At 62.8% G+C, this 13949-nt stretch carries 14 protein-coding genes; 5 read left to right on the top strand and 9 right to left on the bottom strand.

Annotation, left to right across the window (positions count from 1 at the left end; translation table 11 throughout):
• The first annotated feature begins 24 nt into the window (after nucleotides 1-24).
• Both ACS3WB_RS14215 and ACS3WB_RS14210 read left to right on the top strand, forming a co-directional pair.
• Nucleotides 25-999 (top strand): sensor histidine kinase, encoded by a 975-nt coding sequence (locus ACS3WB_RS14215; RefSeq protein WP_438276144.1) that lies wholly within the window; start codon nucleotides 25-27, stop codon nucleotides 997-999.
• Nucleotides 1000-1230: 231 nt separating this feature from the next.
• A complete protein-coding gene (locus tag ACS3WB_RS14210; RefSeq protein WP_438276143.1) occupies nucleotides 1231-1485 on the top strand; it encodes a PepSY domain-containing protein in 255 nt (84 codons plus the stop codon).
• 5 nt (nucleotides 1486-1490) lie between these two features.
• Here the strand turns inward: ACS3WB_RS14210 and ACS3WB_RS14205 are convergent, their stop codons facing one another.
• Nucleotides 1491-2690: an NnrS family protein gene (locus tag ACS3WB_RS14205; protein WP_438276142.1), complete on the bottom strand. Its 1200-nt coding sequence runs from the start codon at nucleotides 2688-2690 to the stop codon at nucleotides 1491-1493.
• A gap of 186 nt (nucleotides 2691-2876) precedes the next feature.
• Nucleotides 2877-3293, bottom strand: a complete 417-nt coding sequence (locus ACS3WB_RS14200) for a response regulator (protein WP_438276141.1) — start codon at nucleotides 3291-3293, stop codon at nucleotides 2877-2879.
• A 160-nt stretch (nucleotides 3294-3453) separates the two neighbouring features.
• Between ACS3WB_RS14200 and ACS3WB_RS14195 the strand changes: the two genes are divergently transcribed.
• Together ACS3WB_RS14195 and typA are read left to right on the top strand one after the other, a co-directional pair.
• Complete coding sequence (locus ACS3WB_RS14195) at nucleotides 3454-4236, top strand: Crp/Fnr family transcriptional regulator (RefSeq protein ID WP_438276140.1); 783 nt, start codon at nucleotides 3454-3456, stop codon at nucleotides 4234-4236.
• 283 nt (nucleotides 4237-4519) lie between these two features.
• Nucleotides 4520-6346, top strand: coding sequence for a translational GTPase TypA (gene typA, locus ACS3WB_RS14190; protein WP_438276139.1), 1827 nt, complete (start codon nucleotides 4520-4522; stop codon nucleotides 6344-6346).
• A gap of 53 nt (nucleotides 6347-6399) precedes the next feature.
• On the opposite strand, the gene argF is transcribed toward typA, so the two are convergent.
• Complete coding sequence (gene argF / locus ACS3WB_RS14185; RefSeq protein WP_438276138.1) at nucleotides 6400-7323, bottom strand: ornithine carbamoyltransferase; 924 nt, start codon at nucleotides 7321-7323, stop codon at nucleotides 6400-6402.
• Complete coding sequence (locus tag ACS3WB_RS14180) at nucleotides 7320-8531, bottom strand: aspartate aminotransferase family protein (protein ID WP_438276137.1); 1212 nt, start codon at nucleotides 8529-8531, stop codon at nucleotides 7320-7322. Before ACS3WB_RS14180 ends, argF begins: the two co-directional genes overlap by 4 nt.
• A gap of 452 nt (nucleotides 8532-8983) precedes the next feature.
• Between ACS3WB_RS14180 and ACS3WB_RS14175 the strand changes: the two genes are divergently transcribed.
• On the top strand, nucleotides 8984-9490 hold the full coding sequence (locus ACS3WB_RS14175; protein ID WP_438276136.1) for a GcrA family cell cycle regulator: 507 nt from the start codon (nucleotides 8984-8986) through the stop codon (nucleotides 9488-9490).
• Nucleotides 9491-9625: 135 nt separating this feature from the next.
• Here ACS3WB_RS14175 and phoB read toward each other — a convergent pair whose 3' ends face one another.
• The 5 genes from phoB to pstC form a co-directional block, all read right to left on the bottom strand.
• Nucleotides 9626-10330 (bottom strand): phosphate regulon transcriptional regulator PhoB, encoded by a 705-nt coding sequence (phoB, locus tag ACS3WB_RS14170; RefSeq protein ID WP_438276135.1) that lies wholly within the window; start codon nucleotides 10328-10330, stop codon nucleotides 9626-9628.
• 21 nt (nucleotides 10331-10351) lie between these two features.
• Nucleotides 10352-11065 carry a phosphate signaling complex protein PhoU gene (gene phoU / locus ACS3WB_RS14165; RefSeq protein WP_438276134.1) on the bottom strand — a complete coding sequence of 238 codons (714 nt, stop codon included), beginning with the start codon at nucleotides 11063-11065 and terminating at the stop codon, nucleotides 10352-10354.
• A 31-nt stretch (nucleotides 11066-11096) separates the two neighbouring features.
• On the bottom strand, nucleotides 11097-11918 hold the full coding sequence (pstB, locus tag ACS3WB_RS14160) for a phosphate ABC transporter ATP-binding protein PstB (RefSeq protein ID WP_438276133.1): 822 nt from the start codon (nucleotides 11916-11918) through the stop codon (nucleotides 11097-11099).
• Entirely contained in the window at nucleotides 11915-12760 is an 846-nt protein-coding gene (gene pstA, locus ACS3WB_RS14155; protein WP_438276132.1) for a phosphate ABC transporter permease PstA, read from the bottom strand. The genes pstB and pstA overlap by 4 nt, the downstream gene beginning before the upstream one ends.
• 82 nt (nucleotides 12761-12842) lie before the next feature.
• On the bottom strand, nucleotides 12843-13832 hold the full coding sequence (gene pstC, locus ACS3WB_RS14150) for a phosphate ABC transporter permease subunit PstC (RefSeq protein ID WP_438276157.1): 990 nt from the start codon (nucleotides 13830-13832) through the stop codon (nucleotides 12843-12845).
• Between the last annotated feature and the right edge of the window lie 117 nt (nucleotides 13833-13949).

Here is a 13949-nt window from a genome sequence, read left to right as displayed (position 1 = left end):
GGGCGACATGCAATCGGGAGCCCGATGGCGAATTGGATAGAGGAATTCCGGCACGGATGGCAGGGCGTCTCCGAGCCTCCGGCGATTCTGGGCCTCGGGCTCGCGGCCGTCTGCCTGACGCTCTCAACCGCGTTCCGGTTCGGAATCTCGATGCTGCGGCCCGACGTGCCCTACAGCCCCTATCTTCCCGCTGTTTTCGTTGCCGCGGCGTTCGGCGGAGAACGGGCCGGCATTGCCGCGGCGGTTGGCGGCGCGATTCTCGGCCTCATGCTGGATTTCGGCGGGGCGGCGCAGGGGCTGGCCGCGGCGGTGCTCATCGCGGTCTATTCCATCGTCTCGGCGCTCGTCATTCTGGGCATTCGACGTCACCGTTCGCTGGTGACGCACTATCGCGAGCTCACAGCTCGCCTCGACAAGGAACAACACTATCGCGAATTCGTGGTCAGGGAGCTTCAACATCGGCTCGGGAACAAGCTCGCCACCATTCACGCGGTGATCCGGCAGGCGCTTCACGATTATCCAGCGGCATGGAACAGAGTCGACAGCCGCATGCGCGCGCTGTCGGCCACCGACGACCTGATCGCAAGCACGGACGGTCGTGGCTGCGACATCATCGATCTCTTGAAGTTGGAGCTCGGTCCCTATGGCAACGTCCGCTTCACCCTGGATGGCGATCCATTGTTCCTGCCGGCGAAACTTGCGGTCAGCCTGGCGCTGATGTTTCACGAGCTTGCTACCAATGCGGCCAAATACGGCGCATTCTCCACGACCCATGGTCTTCTCCATGTATCATGGACCGTGACCAACGACATCCTGTCGATCGTCTGGGACGAGTCGGGTGGCCCAACCATCACCGCGCCGGGAAAGCCGGGATTCGGAACCCAGCTCTTGAATATCGGCCTCCGCCCATTCAACGGCAAATCGGAGATCGCGTTTCTCCGCACCGGGCTGCACTGCATGATGCAATGCCGGATCGAGACAATCACCGACGGCCAATAACACCATCCGTTCTGCGATTGGACCTTCTACGGGCGGAGTACATCGTCCGGCGAGTACGTCATCGCAAACAGATGCATTCGCCTTTCGCTCGCCGGGAAACCGCCAGGAAAATGCCGCAGACGGGACAGCGTTCACAAGCGCGTCGCCGCGGAACGCATATGAAGGCTGCCGGTTCTATCGGGTGTTGCGTGCATCGACAGCGCAACGGACCAACTCGACGAGGAGTATCCCATGCGAACCTACATTGTGTCTCTGGCAGCCGCTGTCGCACTCGGCGCCGCCACTCCCGCGATGGCTTATGATTCGGGCAGTCTTCTCTCGATGCAGGATGCTCTCGCCGTCGCAACCGACATCGGCCTTGTCACCGTCTCCGATACCGAGTTCGCCGGTAACGAGTGGCAGATCGAGGGACGCGATATGTCCGGCCGCTATATGGAAGTCGACGTCGATGCCGTCACCGGCGAGGTGTTGAACGTCGACCGGTAGCGACATCATCCGCCGTTTCGACTGGCGTCCGCACGGGGCGCCAGCAGCATCGGTCCGTATCGAAGGGCGAACAGGCCGAAGCCGCCGATCCACAGGATTGCTGAAATCTCGAGCAGCGCGGGCAGCGATCCAATGGCGGCCGCAACGCGCCCGGCGGCGGCAAGGATCACAAACAAATAGATCAGCGTGGTGATCCGGTCCGCCGCAAGCGCGCGGCCGGTGTGGCCAAGCGAAACGCGGGTCATGACACCGAGTGTCATGGTGCCGATGGCGCCGGCGGTCAGCGCATGGATCGCCGCGGCTTCCGGAACATGGGAACTCATCATCGACGCGCCCAGGAAAGCAGCACCGATGACGACCCAGAGATATCCGGCATGAAGAACCGTCAGCAGCGGCTCGGACAAGGTGACGATGCCGCGCCAGCGCGCAAGCCGCCACAGATTCAATGCCGCGGCAACGACCAGCAGCCCGCCGACAGGCGCGAAATCCGGAAACACGGCCCACCCGATCATTCCCGCATGGAGGGCCGCGAGCGCAACGACATCGACCCGGCTGTGTCCGGCAGGGAGAACCGTCGTTCCGCGCTTCGTCAGCCAGTTGCGTGTGAATACCGGGATGATCCGCCCACCGACGACCGAAATCAGAACGATGATCGCCGCCAAGGCGAGGCGCCATCCGAGACCCGTTGGCACGGCGAAACCGGCTCGTTCCAGATACATCAAAAGATCAGCAACGCCGAGAACGGCGATGGGCAGTGGCATGGGCATGTTGCGCCAATTATGCCCGGCAGCGATTTCGCGGGCGCAGACCGCGCAAAGCACGAACGGAAAAGCAAGATCGATTGCTGCTGCAAGCCCGAACGGGATCAATGCCGACACAAGACATGCAATGCGGCCCGCGAGCCATAACGCTGCCAGCGCAGCGAGCGGAGAGCCGCTGATCGGCGCCCGGCCGGTCCAGTTCGGAATTGCGGTCAACAGAAAGCCCGCGATCGCCGCCATGACGAACCCGAAGAGCATTTCATGAATATGCCATGTCAACGGATCGAAGCGGCTGGGCAGCGCGATCCCCATCATGAGCATGACGATCCATCCGGCCAGCGCCGCCGAGGACCACACGCCGGCCATCAGGAAAAACGGTCTGAATGCCATCGTCCAGATCGCCAACGGCGTGTTTCTCAAGTTCTCCGCGGCTGGCATGGCCATGCGCATCTCCCCGGCGTTCTGCCCGATTATATCAGCTTCTCGGAGCGAGCGATCGCGGGCCGCGGGGAATGGTACCTTCGATACCGCTGCATGAGATTGCGCTAACGCAAATCCCGGGAGGCGGCTTCGACCGTGTAGCGAAGCCGCCTTGCAGGATCTTATCCCCGCAACACGCAGCGGACCCGATCAATGCGGGTCGTCTAGCGCTGCAGTTTGCCAGTTCGACAGAACCGAGAACAATTCATCGCGCAGAAACGGTTTCGAGAGTCTGGGCCGAGCTGAATATTCCGGCGGAAAGACCTTGTCGCCGCTGTAGCCGGTCACGAAGGCAAACGGAATTTTCAGAACGGCCAGCCGTTTGGCGACTGCAAAACTTTTTTCTTCGGAGAGACCGATGTCGAGAAGCGCAAAGTCGGGGGCTCGTTCGGCGATCATCACCAGCGCCTGCGCGACGCTCGAAGCGACCCGGACCCGCGTCACGCCGAATTCCGCGACCGTCTGCTCGAAGTCGAGTGCGATGATGGCGTCATCCTCCACGATCAGGATGTCGCCGGGCATGCCGGCTGACGTCGCCGCCGAACCACCGGGAACGATGGGCTTCATAGGTCTGATCCACTAGCTGAAATTTCCTGGACGCCGACGAGGGACTTCCCCCTCTGGTTCCCGCGCGGAACCGACCATACCGTCAAGGAGTTGTCTGTTCACTTTTGAACATAATTCATCAGCCGCTTTGGTTAGGGTCCCGGGAACAAGGGAGACGAGCATGGCCGCAATGCAGGATTTGCAGGGGAACGGGGATCGCCCGTTCAACAATCTCCTGCGCCGGCTCAGTCAGGCTGATTACAGGTTGATCGAGCCCTGTCTCACGACCGCCACCGCGGAAAGCAACGATCTGCTCTACAATCCCGGAGACAATGTCGAAATCGTCCACTTTCCCTGCGGATCGAGTCTCGCATCCTTTCTGGTTCCCAACGAAGACGGCCGCGATGCCGAAACCATTCTGGTCGGCCGAGAAGGCGCCGTCGGCGGCATCGTCAGCCATGGATTTCTGCCGGCCTATACGCGGATCACGGTGAAGGTGGGAGGCCCCTTCGTACGATTGCGCATCGCCAGTCTGGAGGCCGCTAAGACAAAGTCCAGCTCGCTGCGCAATCTGTTCGCGCGCTATGCTGATTGCATGCTGGCCCAGGTTTTCCAGTCTACCGCCTGCAACGCCATCCACTCGATCGAGCAGCGCACGGCCAAATGGATTCTCGCGGCGAGTGAGCGGACCGACAGCGAGCTCGTGCCGCTTACCCACGAACAACTCTCGACCATGCTGGGCGTCGGCCGTAGTTATGCCAGCCGTGTGATCCAGACCTTCAAGGCCGAGGGCGTTCTGGAGACCCGGCGCGGCGCCATCCTGGTGCGGAACCGGGACGCCCTGACTGTCCGCGCCTGTCTCTGCAATGACGCGGTCAAAAGCCATTTCGAGGAGGTTTTGCGCGGCGTTTACCCGACGGAAGACGCCCGAACCGCTCAGGAGTCGGTGGCGCCGGCAAAATGAGTTCCCCAAACGGCAAACGGCGCATTGTTTTTTGATGATTTCCGGCTATATAGCGTCGCAGCGAAAAAAGCCGGAGCCGCAATGTGCGCGGTTCGCATCCATCCGGCATTCCGACAACAAGTGGCGCCAATGACCTGGCCGGAAGCGACCAAACCCTGACCGCTTTTGCCGCGTGAACCGATCACGCCGCGCCCGTTCCCGTGACCTTAATTTCCCGCAGGACGAACCGCCGCCCGACACCTGGGCGACGCGCGGTTTTCCCCGATCAAGAAGAACCATTCCGATGAATCTCCGCAACGTCGCCATTATCGCTCACGTCGACCACGGCAAGACCACCCTGGTGGATCGCCTGCTGCAGCAATCCGGCACATACCGCGACAATCAGCGCGTGGTCGAACGTGCAATGGATTCCAATGACCTCGAACGTGAACGCGGTATCACCATCCTGGCCAAGGCGGCCTCGGTGCAATGGAAGGACACCCGTATCAATATCGTCGATACGCCGGGCCACGCCGATTTCGGCGGCGAGGTCGAGCGCATCCTCAACATGGTGGACGGTGCGCTGGTGCTGGTGGACGCCGCCGAAGGTCCGCTGCCGCAGACCAAGTTCGTGGTGTCGAAGGCGCTGAAAGTCGGCCTGAAGCCGATCGTCGTCATCAACAAGGTGGACCGTCCGGACGCGCGTCCAACCGAAGTGGTCAACGAGGTGTTCGATCTGTTCGCCGCGCTCGACGCCAGCGACGAACAGCTCGACTTTCCGATCCTCTACGGTTCGGCCAAGCAGGGCTGGATGGCGGACAGCCCGGAGGGGCCGCAGGACGCCGGCATGCAGCCGCTGTTCGACCTGATTGTAAGGCACGTCCCGCCGCCGCAGGTTGAGGAAGGCCCATTCCGCATGATCGGAACGATCATCGAGGCCAATCCCTATCTCGGCCGCATCATCACCGGCCGCATCACTTCCGGCGCGATCAAACCCAACCAGAGCATCAAAGTGCTGGCGCGGGACGGCAAGCTGGTCGAGCAGGGCCGCATCTCGAAAATTCTCGCGTTCCGCGGTCTCGAGCGCACGCCACTCGACGAGGCTGAAGCCGGCGACATCGTCGCCATTGCAGGAATGACCAAGGGGACCGTCGCCGACACCTTCTGCGATCCTGTTGTCGAGACGCCGATGCCGGCGCAGCCGATCGATCCGCCGACCGTCTCCATGACCTTCATGGTCAACAATTCACCCCTTGCCGGCACCGAGGGCACCAAGGTGACAAGCCGCATGATCCGCGACCGGCTGCTGCGCGAGGCGGAGGGCAATGTCGCATTGCGCGTGACGGAAGCCACCGACAAGGATTCCATGGAGGTCTCCGGCCGCGGCGAATTGCAGCTCGCGATCCTGATCGAGACCATGCGCCGCGAGGGATTCGAGGTTTCGGTCTCACGCCCGCGTGTCGTGCTGCGCAAGGATGAAACCAGCGGCGAATGGCTGGAGCCGGTCGAGGAAGTCATGATCGACGTCGACGAGGAGCATTCCGGCATCGTCGTGCAGAAGATGAGCGAACGCAAGGCCGAGATGACGGAGATGAAGCCGTCCGGCGGCAACCGGCTGCGGCTCGTGTTCCACGCGCCGACCCGCGGGCTGATCGGCTATCAGGGCGAACTGCTCACCGATACCCGCGGCACCGCCATCATGAACCGGCTGTTCCACGGCTATGCGCCCTACAAGGGCGACATCCAGGGCCGACGCAACGGCGTGCTGATCTCCAACGATCAGGGCGAGGCGGTCGCCTACGCGATGTTCAAGCTTGAAGATCGCGGACCGATGATGATCGAGCCGGGCTGGAAGGTCTATCGCGGCATGATCGTCGGCGAGCACACCCGCGACAACGACCTCGAGATCAACGTGCTCAAGGGCAAGCAGCTCACCAACATCCGTACCACCTCAAAAGATGAGGCGGTACGGCTGACGCCGCCGATCCGGATGACGCTGGAAAAGGCGCTGGCCTATATCGAGGACGACGAACTGGTCGAGGTAACGCCGAAGTCGATCCGCCTGCGCAAGAAGCACCTCGATCCCAACGAGCGCAAGCGCGCCGAGAAGACCAGGGACCTGGTGGCGTAAACATCGTCCTGCGGGCGATTATCGCCCTTGCGAGCGCGGACGGCCGCCCACGCTCATCCCGTCGCGAGGCACCAGGCCAGAATTCCCTTCTGGGCGTGCATGCGATTTTCCGCCTCGTCGAACACCACCGACTGGGGTCCGTCTATCACCTCGTCGGTGACCTCGTCGCCGCGATGCGCCGGCAGGCAGTGCATGAACAGCGCGTCCGGCCTGGCGAGCCCCATCAGCTTTGAATTTACCTGGTAGGGCCGAAGCAGGTTGTGACGGTGCTCGCCGTCCTTGTCGCCCATCGACACCCAGGTATCGGTGACGATGCAGTCCGCGCCGCGCACCGCCGCTTCAGGATCGGTGCCGAGCCTGATTGATGCCCCGCTCGACCTGATCCAGTCCTTCAGCGGCTTGTTTGGCGCAAGCTCCGGCGGCGTCGCGATGTTGAGGTTGAAGCTGAAGCGCTCCGCCGCATGCGCCCACGACGCCAGCACGTTGTTGTCGTCGCCGGTCCACGCGATGGTACGACCCTTGATCGGTCCGCGATGCTCCTCGAAAGTCATCACGTCGGCCATCACCTGACAGGGATGCGAGCGCCGCGTCAGTCCGTTGATGACGGGCACGGTCGCATGCGCCGCCAGTTCCGTCAGCGCATCGTGGCTGAGGATGCGGATCATGATGATATCGACGAAGCGCGACAGAACCTTGGCAGTATCGGCGATGGTCTCGCCGCGCCCGAGTTGCATCTCGGCCCCCGTCAGCATGATCGCCTCGCCGCCGAGCTGGCGCATGCCGACGTCGAACGAAACCCGAGTGCGCGTCGAGGGCTTGTCGAAGATCATCGCCAGCGTCTTGCCGTCGAGCGGCCTGTCCGTGGTTCGGCCCGCCTTGCGCTGTTTCTTCATCGCCACGCTGGCGTCGAGGATCGCGCGCAGTTCCGACGTCGGGACGTCGAACAGATCGAGAAAATGCCGCGGCGTCTTGCTCATTGCGCCGCTTCCTTCTTTGCACGCGCACCGGAAAGCCTGTCGCAGGCCCGCTCCAGCCGCCGCACCGACTCATCGATCTCGGTTTCGCCGACGATCAGCGGCGGCAGCAGACGCACCACGTTGTCGCCGGCGCCGACCGTCAAAAGTTTTTCCTCGCGTAGCGCGCCGACCAGATCACCCGACGGCACCACCGCCTTGAGGCCGATGAGAAGTCCCTCGCCGCGCACCTCGCTCAGCACATCGGGATGGCGATCGACAACCGAGGCCAGCTTCTGTTTCAAGAGCAGCGACATCTTTCGCGTCCGCTCGAAGAAGCCGGGCTCCAGCATCACGTCGAGCACGGCATTGGCGGCTGCGACCGCGAGCGGATTGCCACCGAAGGTCGAGCCGTGCGAGCCCGGCGTCATGCCGGACGCGGCTTCCGCGGTTGCAAGACACGCGCCGATCGGAAAGCCGCCGCCGAGCGCCTTCGCCAGCGACATGACGTCCGGCGTGACGCCGATGCGCTTGTAAGCGAAAAGCTCGCCGGTGCGGCCCATGCCCGTCTGCACCTCGTCGAACACGAGCAGCAGGCCGTGTTCGTCACAGATCTGACGCAGCGCCCGGAAGAACGCATGGGACGGCTCGCGCACGCCTCCTTCGCCCTGCAGCGGCTCGATCAGGATGCCGGCAGTCGCAGGACCGATCGCCTTCTTCACGGCGTCGATATTGTCGAGCGGCACTTGATCGAAGCCGTCCACCGGCGGACCGTACCCTTCGAGATATTTCGCCGAGCCGGTAGCGGCCAGCGTCGCCAGCGTGCGGCCGTGGAAGGCGCCCTCGAAAGTGACCATGCGATAGCGTTCCGCATGGCCCCTGGAGGCATGATAGCGACGCACCACCTTGATCGCGCACTCCACCGCCTCGGCGCCGGAATTGGCGAAGAAGACGAAGTCGGCGAAGCTCTGCCCGCACAACCGCGCCGCCAGCCGCTCGCCGTCCGGCGACTTGAACAGGTTCGAGACGTGCCAGAGCTTTGCCGCCTGCGCCTGAAGCGCGGCGACCAGATGCGGATGGCAATGGCCGAGCGCGTTCACGGCAACGCCGCTGGTGAAGTCGAGATAGCGTTCGCCGTCAGAACCGACCAGCCACGCGCCCTCGCCGCTCTCGAACGAGAGATCGGCTCTTGCGAAAACGGGCAACAGATGGGACGCCGCGGCTGTGATCATAATGGTTTGCCGGTTGATGGTGGGAGCGGATCGATCCGACCGCGCTGTGGCGATCGATCAACTGTCGGCTCCGGAAACGAAACGTGCCGCCTTTCCGGGCGGCACGTGAGGTTATTCTAGGTGTGCAGCGATCACTGTCAATATTTCCCTTGCGCGGCGGTGATGCGTGAAAGTCGCATAAAGCACCGATTTTTCGATTTTTTGGTAGAACATGTGGACGCTGCCGGGCCGGACTCTTGCGCGTGAGTCACGCCATATTGTAGCGTTAGAGCCGTCGGATACGACATCTCGTGCGGCGTTTTTGATCCTCGAAGGTCCCTGTTCTCGGCGTAAGCGTCCTGGCGATTTTTCCGCCCGGCGAGGGCTAAGGGATTCTGCCCACACGGGTTTTCAGGGGAACGCTTTCAGGTGCGGCCTTAGCGCAGGCACGCGTGACACAAGGGAAACGTGCGATGACGGTGATAACCTGGACCGACGACCGCGTCGAGCAACTGAAAAAGCTTTGGGAGGCGGGTCTCTCCGCAAGTCAGATCGCCGCCGAACTCGGCAACGTGACGCGCAATGCGGTAATCGGCAAGGTACACCGGCTCGGTCTGTCGGGCCGCGCCAAAAGCCCTTCATCAGCGGTTCCACGGCCGCGCAAGGCCCGTCCGGCCCAGCACATGATGCGGGTGTCACGTCCCGTTTCCCGCGGCAACACCGCGCTCGCGCATGCCTTCGAGGTCGAGCTCGAGCCGGATCCGATCGCCTACGACAATGTGGTGCCGATGAGCCAGCGGCTGTCGCTGCTCGAACTCAGCGAAGCCACCTGCCACTGGCCGGTCGGCGATCCCTCGACACCGGATTTCTTCTTCTGCGGCGGCAAGGCGCTCTCCGGCCTGCCCTACTGCGCGCACCACTCGCGCATCGCCTATCAGCCGGCCGCAGACCGGCGCCGGCACTCGCCGAAGGCGCGGTAAACGGCTTGCATGATGTCTTCCCTGCCTGAACGCAGGGACCCATGAGCACTGCCGCCGTTATCACGACAGCGCTGATCGCCTCCTATCAAAACAGAGATGTTCCCGGCCTATGCGTTCGCAGTGGGAGACGGCGATTTACTCAGCCGCCTTCGCAAACTGCTCGTCCAGCGCGTAGCCAGCGCCGCGCACAGTGCGGATCGGATCAGGCCCGCCATCGGGATTGAGTAGCTTGCGCAGCCGGCCGATGTGAACGTCCACGGTGCGCTCGTCGATGTAGATGTCGCGGCCCCAGACGCTGTCGAGCAGTTGCTCGCGGCTGAACACCCGGCCGGGATGCTCGAGGAAGAATTCCAGCAGCCGATACTCGGTCGGACCGAGATCGACCTGCCGGCCGGAACGCCAGACGCGGTGCTTGTCGCGGTCGAGTTCGATGTCGCCAAAGCTCAGGATCGTCGCGAGCCGCTCCGGGCTCGCGCGCCGTAACAGCCCCTTCACCCGCGCCAGAAGCTCGGGCACCGAGAACGGCTTGACGACGTAGTCGTCGGCGCCGGTCGCAAGCCCCCGCACCCGCTCGCTCTCCTCGCCGCGGGCAGTCAGCATGATGATCGGAAGCTGCCTGGTCTCGGGACGCGCCCGCAGGCGGCGGCACAGTTCGATGCCGGACAGACCCGGCAGCATCCAGTCTAGCACCACAAGGTCGGGGATGCGCTCCTTCAGCCACGTATCGGCTTCGTCGCCACGCGCCACCGCTTCGACCTCGTAACCCTCGGCCTCGAGGTTGTATCGCAAAAGCGTGGTCAGCGCCTCCTCGTCCTCGACAACCAGAATGCGTGCAGTCATTGGTGTCCGCCTGCTGCCGTTTCAATTTCCCGAAACCGACGCAAATCCCGTCATATCGCCCTTGGGACGCTTGTCGAGCATCTGCTGGCCCTCGATCATATAAAAAACGGTCTCCGCGATATTGGTGGCGTGATCCCCGATCCGCTCGATGTTCTTGGCGCAGAACATCAGGTGGATGCATAACCCGATATTGCGCGGGTCTTCCATCATGTAGGTCAGGAGTTCGCGGAACAAAGAGGTGCAGATGGCGTCCACCTCCTCGTCCCCCTTCCAGACCGCCATCGCCGACGGCAGGTCGTGCGCCGCATAGGCGTCGAGCACCGATTTGACCTGGGACTGCACGAGGTCGGTCATGTGCTCCAGACCGCGGATCAGCTTCAGGGGATGGAAATCGCTGTCGAGCGCGACCACGCGCTTGCCGATGTTCTTGGCGAGATCGCCGATCCGCTCCAGATCGATGGCGACCCGCATGGCGCCGACGATCGCGCGCAGGTCCACCGCCATCGGTTGCCGCCGCGCGATGGTGCGTACCGCACGCTCCTCGATCATGCGCTGCAATCGATCGATCTCGGCGTCGGTGTCGACGACGCGCGCGCCGAGCGCGGTGTCGCGACGGATCAATGCATCCACGGACTCTACAATCTGCCGCTCGGCAAGACCACCCATCTCGGAAACGAGCCGCGTCAACTCCTGCAGATCGTCGTCGAAAGCCCTGGCGGTGTGTTCGAAAGCCATTTCAATTCTCCCCGCGCATGCGCGCGTAGCGTCAGCCGAAGCGGCCTGTGATGTAATCCTGGGTGCGGCGGTCGGCAGGCGACGTGAAGAGCTTGTTGGTCGGTCCGAACTCGACCATTTCGCCGAGATACATGAAGGCGGTGGAATCGGAGACGCGCGCCGCCTGCTGCATGTTATGGGTGACGATCGCGATGGTGTATTGATCCTTGAGTTCGTCGATCAGTTCCTCGACCTTGGCGGTGGAGATCGGATCGAGCGCCGAGCACGGCTCGTCGAACAGGATCACCTCCGGCCGCACCGCAACTGTCCGCGCGATGCACAACCGCTGCTGCTGGCCGCCGGAGAGGCTGAGCCCGCTGGCGTTGAGCTTGTCCTTGACCTCGTTCCACAAGGCGCTGTTGCGCAGCGCCCTTTCCACCCGACCATCCATCTCCGATTTCGGCAGTTTCTCGTACAGGCGGATGCCGAACGCGATGTTTTCATAGATCGTCATCGGGAACGGCGTCGGCTTCTGGAACACCATGCCGACCCGCGCGCGCAGGAGATTGAGATCGAGCCTGGGGTCCAGGATATTGGTGTCGTCCAGCAGCACCTGGCCTTCGACGCGCTGGCCCGGATAGAGGTCGTACATGCGGTTGAAGATGCGAAGCAGGGTCGATTTGCCGCAACCCGAAGGACCGATGAAGGCCGTGACGCGGTTGGCGGCGATCGACAGGTTGATGTTCTTCAGCGCATGGTGCTGGCCGTAATAGAAATTGAGGTTACGGACGGCGATCTTGGCCGCAGCGTCGAGATCGATAAACGATGCCGGAGCGGTCGCACGCGTGGAGATGGCAGCGGAAACGTCGGTCATTTTGCGGTCCTCTCAGAGCCGATCAACCTCGCACCAATATTCAGCGCCAGCACGGCCAGCGTAATCAGCAGCGCTCCGCTCCACGCCAGATCCTTCCAATAGGCGTAGGGGCTTTGCACGAAATTGTTGATGGTGACAGGAAGGTTCGCGATTGTGTGAGTCAGATCCACGCTGAAGAACTGGTTGCTCAGCGCCGTGAACAATAATGGCGCGGTCTCGCCGGCTACGCGTGCGGTCGCAAGCAGCACTCCTGTGATCAGTCCCGCCCGCGCGGCACGATAGGCGATGCGCCTGATGACGAGCGAGCGCGGCAGTCCAAGCGCGGAGGCCGCCTCGCGCAGCGAGTTCGGCACCAGGTTCAGCATATCCTCCGTGGTGCGCACCACGACGGGAATGACGATTACCGCGAGCGCGAGCGAACCCGCGAGCGCCGAGAAGCCTCCCATCGGCACCACGACCGCGCCGTAGATGAACAGGCCGATGATGATCGACGGCGCACTGAGAAGGATATCGTTGATAAAGCGGATCACCGGCGAGAGGCGATCGTGCCTGCCGTATTCGGCAAGATAGGTGCCCGCAAACATACCGACCGGCGCGCCGACGCCGACCCCGATCACGGTCATGATGACGGAGCCGACGATGGCATTCAGGAGCCCGCCCTCGGAAGCGCCGGGCGGCGGCGTGTTCTGCGTGAAGATCTGCCAGCTCATCCCGGCCAGGCCATTGTAGAACAGCGTGAACAGGATGAACCCGAGCCAGGAGACGCCGAAGGCAGCGGCGGCAAAGCACAAAGCGCGGACGACGATGTCCCGGCGGCGGCGGGACACATAAATCGGATTCATGGCTTCACCCGAACAGTTGCGATCTCTGAACAAACGAATTCGTTCGTCCGGAAAGGCCGCTTTTCGTTTTCTCGGATCATGCCTATTTCCCCGCCTTCTTCTCCAGCCGCAGCAGCATCAAGCGCGCCACCGTGAGCACGAAGAACGTCAGCACGAACAACAAGAGGCCGAGCAGCATCAGGCTCGACTGATGCAGGCCGTCGCTTTCGGCAAACTCGCTGGCGATCGCTGCGGAGATCGTGGTGCCCGGCGCGAAGATCGACGGCGTAATGCGAAACGAGTTGCCGATGATGAACGTCACCGCCATCGTCTCGCCGAGCGCGCGGCCGAGCGCCAGCATGACGCCGCCGATGACGCCGACGCGCGTATAGGGCAGCACGACGTGACGCACGACTTCCCAGGTGGTGCAGCCGACGCCATAGGCCGCCTCTTTCAGGACCGGCGGTACGGTTGCGAACACGTCGCGCGAGATCGCGGTGATGAACGGCAGCACCATGATCGCGAGGATCAGCGAGGCGTTGAACAGGCTCAGATAGGACGGCGGACCGCCAAAGATCGAGCCGAGGACGGGCACGCCTGCGAACACGTCGATGAAGAAGGGCTGCACCGTATTTGCGAGAAACGGGCCGAGGATGAAAAAACCCCACATGCCGTAAATGATGGAGGGAATGCCCGCGAGCAGTTCGATCGCCATGCCGATCGGCCTGCGCGCCCACAGCGGGCACAGTTCGGTGAGGAAAATCGCGATGCCGATGCCGACCGGAATGGCGATCGTCATGGCGATGACCGAGGTCAGGATCGTGCCATAGAGCGGGCTCAGCGCACCCAGCACCGGCGACTCGGCGGACGGCGCCCAGCGCTGAGTCGTCAGGAACGCGCTTCCGAACTCCACGATTGCGGGCCATGACCCGACCATCAGCGAAACAATGATCCCGCCGAGCAACAACAGAACCAGAATCGCGCAGATCCGCGTGGTCCAGTAGAACGCCTTGTCGCCGAGCCTGAAGGCGTTTAGCGCGCTGGTGCGGTCATGAAAGCCCGCCTGCTCTATCGCGCTGCCATGAACGGTCATTTCCGCCACGCCTGTCCCCTATTTCCTGCTATCCATGACATCCGGCAGACGTGGAAACATCGTCGTGCAAGGGCTCCTGAAAAATGGAGGAGCGCCATGGCACTCCTCCACAGCCTA

Source organism: Nitrobacter sp. (genome assembly GCF_051535215.1).
Lineage (GTDB): Bacteria > Pseudomonadota > Alphaproteobacteria > Rhizobiales > Xanthobacteraceae > Nitrobacter.
The sequence above is the reverse complement of the archived record's forward strand: the minus strand, read 5'-3'. Positions and strand labels throughout refer to the sequence as shown.

What these genes read in the sequence shown, in the direction of transcription:
- ACS3WB_RS14205 (WP_438276142.1), bottom strand. Translation starts at nt 2,690, where the DNA reads ATGGCCATGCCAGCCGCGGAGAACTTGAGAAACACGCCGTTGGCGATC.
- phoU (WP_438276134.1), bottom strand. Translation starts at nt 11,065, where the DNA reads ATGGCTTTCGAACACACCGCCAGGGCTTTCGACGACGATCTGCAGGAG.
- ACS3WB_RS14180 (WP_438276137.1), bottom strand. Translation starts at nt 8,531, where the DNA reads ATGATCACAGCCGCGGCGTCCCATCTGTTGCCCGTTTTCGCAAGAGCC.
- ACS3WB_RS14210 (WP_438276143.1), top strand. Translation starts at nt 1,231, where the DNA reads ATGCGAACCTACATTGTGTCTCTGGCAGCCGCTGTCGCACTCGGCGCC.
- ACS3WB_RS14215 (WP_438276144.1), top strand. Translation starts at nt 25, where the DNA reads ATGGCGAATTGGATAGAGGAATTCCGGCACGGATGGCAGGGCGTCTCC.
- pstC (WP_438276157.1), bottom strand. Translation starts at nt 13,832, where the DNA reads ATGACCGTTCATGGCAGCGCGATAGAGCAGGCGGGCTTTCATGACCGC.
- pstA (WP_438276132.1), bottom strand. Translation starts at nt 12,760, where the DNA reads ATGAATCCGATTTATGTGTCCCGCCGCCGCCGGGACATCGTCGTCCGC.
- pstB (WP_438276133.1), bottom strand. Translation starts at nt 11,918, where the DNA reads ATGACCGACGTTTCCGCTGCCATCTCCACGCGTGCGACCGCTCCGGCA.
- argF (WP_438276138.1), bottom strand. Translation starts at nt 7,323, where the DNA reads ATGAGCAAGACGCCGCGGCATTTTCTCGATCTGTTCGACGTCCCGACG.
- ACS3WB_RS14195 (WP_438276140.1), top strand. Translation starts at nt 3,454, where the DNA reads ATGGCCGCAATGCAGGATTTGCAGGGGAACGGGGATCGCCCGTTCAAC.
- phoB (WP_438276135.1), bottom strand. Translation starts at nt 10,330, where the DNA reads ATGACTGCACGCATTCTGGTTGTCGAGGACGAGGAGGCGCTGACCACG.
- ACS3WB_RS14175 (WP_438276136.1), top strand. Translation starts at nt 8,984, where the DNA reads ATGACGGTGATAACCTGGACCGACGACCGCGTCGAGCAACTGAAAAAG.
- ACS3WB_RS14200 (WP_438276141.1), bottom strand. Translation starts at nt 3,293, where the DNA reads ATGAAGCCCATCGTTCCCGGTGGTTCGGCGGCGACGTCAGCCGGCATG.
- typA (WP_438276139.1), top strand. Translation starts at nt 4,520, where the DNA reads ATGAATCTCCGCAACGTCGCCATTATCGCTCACGTCGACCACGGCAAG.